Here is a 2,104-nt window from a genome sequence, read left to right on the forward strand (position 1 = left end):
GCGTACGACACCGCGAACCCGACCCCGAGCATCCCCAGCGCCGCCGTCCAGTCGCTGACGGCCAGTGCCGTGCCCAGGGTGATGAGCAGCGCGGCCACCGGCAGCGCGGCCATCAGCGTGCGGGCGCGCTCGACCGGCGTACCGGGCACGTAGGACAGGCCACCGGAGGCCACGGCGCCGAAGAGGGCGTAGATCGCGACGACCGGCTGGCCGAAGCCGTAGCGCGCGACGTAGAAGCTCAGGCACGCCACGAGGGTCACCCGCACCGAACGGCGCACCGCGCGGAGGCCCGAATCACGGGCCCGCAGCCACTCCCGCGCACCGCGACCGGGCACCCGCGGCCTCCTCGTTCCTCAGGTCCACGACACGCCGGACCCCTTCAGATCACGGTAGGCGGGGCAGGACCGCCCGGCCACCGCGCGGTCCTGCCCCGCCCGCGCCTCACAGGCGCACGGTGACCAGCGCGATGTCGTCGGCCGCGCCTCCGGTGACGCCGAGCCGGGCCAGCAGGGCGTCCGCGAGCCGCTCGGCGCCGAGCCCGGGGGTATCGGCGAGCGCGGAGGTCAGCCGGGCCAGGCCCGTGTAGATGTCCTCCCTGCGGCGCTCGATCAGGCCGTCGGTGTAGAGCACCAGCGTGTCCCCCGGGCGGTACGTCAAGGCCGCCTGCGGCCGGGCGACGTGGGCGGGGCGGGCACCCAGGGGCGGGTCGGTGGCCTGGTCCAGCAGTTCGCAGGTGCCGTCGCCGTGGAGCAGCACGGGCGGCGGATGCCCGGCGCTGCTGTAGCTGATCGTGCGCCGCTCCTTGTCGATCAGCGCGCTGACGGCGGTGGTGGCCACGGCACCTTCGACGCAGCGGGCGTAGAGGCCGACGACCTCCAGGGCCTTGGCGGGACCGTCGACGGTGCGCATGGCCGCGCTCAGCGCGCTACGCAGCATCCCCATGACGCTGGCGGCCTCCAGGCCGTGGCCCACGACGTCGCCGACCGCCACCGCGTAGCGGTTCGGCGAGAGGTTGACCACGTCGTACCAGTCGCCGCACACGTTGAGCGAGCCCGCGGCCGGCAGGTAGCGCACCGCGATATCCTCGTGCTGGTGCAGGTCCGGCGAGTGGAGCATGGCCTCCTGCAACGTGAGGGCGACCTGCCGTTCGCGGGCGTGGGCCTCGCGCAGCTGGTCGTTGAGGCGCTGCAGCTCCCGGGCCCGCGCGTACAGCTCGGCCTCCATCGCCTGCTCCCGCTCGCTCAGCTCCGAGCCCTGCAGCCCGTGCCGGTGGCGGCGGGCCTGGACGAACGAGGTCACGTCCTCCACCCGGTGGATGATCCATGCGACGGTGCCGTCCGGCCCGAGGACAGGGGTGTTGATCGGGCTCCACCAGCGCTCCTCGAACCTCCCGGGATCGTCCATCACCGGGATGTCGTACTTCTGCAGCGCCATCGTGTCGGGCTCGCGGCAGGTCAGGGCCCGCTGCAGGGAGGCGCTGAGGTTGCGCACCCCGTCGGCCAGCGGGTCGTCCGGGTTGTCGGGGAACGCGTCGAAGATGTACTGGCCGATCAGGTCGTCCCGGGTGCGTTTGGTCGCCGCCAGGTACGCCTGGTTGACGCCCACGATCACCAGCGCCGCGTCCAGTACCAGGTACGGGCTCGGGGTCGCCGCGAACAGCGCCGCGTAGTCGATCTGCGGTGTCGCCACGGCGTGCTCGTCGTCCCCCGTGTCCGGCAGGGCCACGCAACCAATCTATAAGGCGTTCGGCCGCCTCACCTGTCGCGAAGGCGCCGCCAGGCGGGCCCGCCCGGCGGCGCCTTCAGCCCGAGGCGAGCGACGTACGGGACTCCAGGTCGCGGCGCGTGGCGTCGCCGTACTCACCGCTCTCGTCGCCGCGGACGCCGTACCAGACCTGGAAACGGGCGACGGCCGCGGCGAGGCGCCCGTCGAAGCGGCCGTCGACGGCACCGTCCGCGTAGACGTCCGGGATCCGCAGCAGCCGGGCCTGGAGCTCGCTGACGGCCGGTCCGGTGTCGCCCTGCCGGAGCACCCCGCCGATCGCGCCCGCACCGGGCGAGCCGGGTGCGGGCGCGATCGGCGGGGTGCTCCGGCAGGGCGACAC

General features: G+C 74.0%; 2 protein-coding genes and 1 pseudogene. All 3 read right to left on the reverse strand.

Features of this window, described 5'->3' with window-relative positions:
* A pseudogene (locus PV341_RS44825) lies at positions 1-335 on the reverse strand (FUSC family protein); the annotation flags it as partial.
* A gap of 106 nt (positions 336-441) precedes the next feature.
* Positions 442-1,725, reverse strand: a complete 1,284-nt coding sequence (locus PV341_RS44830; protein ID WP_500361000.1) for a PP2C family protein-serine/threonine phosphatase — start codon at positions 1,723-1,725, stop codon at positions 442-444.
* Positions 1,726-1,801: 76 nt separating this feature from the next.
* The coding region (locus PV341_RS44835) for a peptidoglycan-binding domain-containing protein (RefSeq protein ID WP_500361002.1) at positions 1,802-2,104 on the reverse strand (303 nt) is incomplete at its 5' end.

Source organism: Streptomyces sp. PA03-1a (genome assembly GCF_033792805.1).
GTDB lineage: Bacteria > Actinomycetota > Actinomycetes > Streptomycetales > Streptomycetaceae > Actinacidiphila.